General features: G+C 47.3%; 2 protein-coding genes. One reads left to right on the top strand and one right to left on the bottom strand.

What is annotated here, in order from left to right:
• Positions 1–109, top strand: a 109-nt coding sequence (locus tag ACTHUM_RS15715; RefSeq protein WP_440403380.1) for an MFS transporter small subunit, incomplete at its 5' end; no start/stop codon positions are given.
• Between the two features lie 58 nt (positions 110–167).
• On the opposite strand, the gene ACTHUM_RS15710 is transcribed toward ACTHUM_RS15715, so the two are convergent.
• Positions 168–858: DUF817 domain-containing protein (locus tag ACTHUM_RS15710; RefSeq protein WP_440403379.1), on the bottom strand; the 691-nt coding region annotated here is incomplete at its 5' end.

The raw sequence follows: 858 nt of genomic DNA, 5'->3' as shown, positions 1-858 counted from the left end.
GGTATCAGCCGGCGGTATCGGCGTATGGTGGCGCTGGGCTTTGGTCTGCATTCCTTTGGGCTATGGCGTCATTATGGTGTTTGTTAAAGCCTTAAGTTTGTTTAATTGATTGTTGAAAATTAAAGGCCGTCTGAAAGTTTCAGACGGCCTTTTCAAATGTTAAATAACTAATCTTTTGATACGCTGATGGTATGTTTGATGTGTTTTAAATTCGCGACGATGGTAAAAGTCATCATCACCAGTAATGCCCATGAACTCCATTTGCTGATGTGTACCGATGCCCACGCGCCGATTTGGTTGGGATAGCGCCAAACGCCGAATAGGGTTCCCAAATTTTCCGCCAGCCAAATGAAAAATCCGATCAGGACGAAAGCGAGCAGGAGCGGCATTTTGCGAGTGGTGTCATAGGGCGTGTATAAGACCGTTGTCCGGGCGTATAGGCCGAGAGCAAAAGCAGCGAGATACCAGCGATAGTCGCCGATATAGTGATGGGTGAAGAAATTGATATAAATCGCCAGTGCGCACAAAGTGCCCAACCAATACGGCGGATGGCTTTTGATTTTGAGGTCAAACAGCCGCCATGCTTGAATGATATAGCTGCCGACTGCGGCATACATAAAGCCTGCAAACAGCGGTACGCCGCCAATTTTGGTGTATGCCTCATCCGGATAGCTCCAAGACTGGATATCACCTGAGGTTTTGAACCATTCTAAAGCAAAGCCCACCAAGTGAAACAGCGTAATCGATTTCACTTCATCCCAAGTTTCCAGCTTGAAATACAGCATGGCTGCTTGTACGGAGATGGCAAAAATCAGCAGCAGGTCATAGCGCGAAATCCCTAACCAGCCTGTTTTTGGG

The organism is Neisseria sp. P0021.S006 (assembly GCF_051956895.1).
The sequence above is the reverse complement of the archived record's forward strand: the minus strand, read 5'-3'. Positions and strand labels throughout refer to the sequence as shown.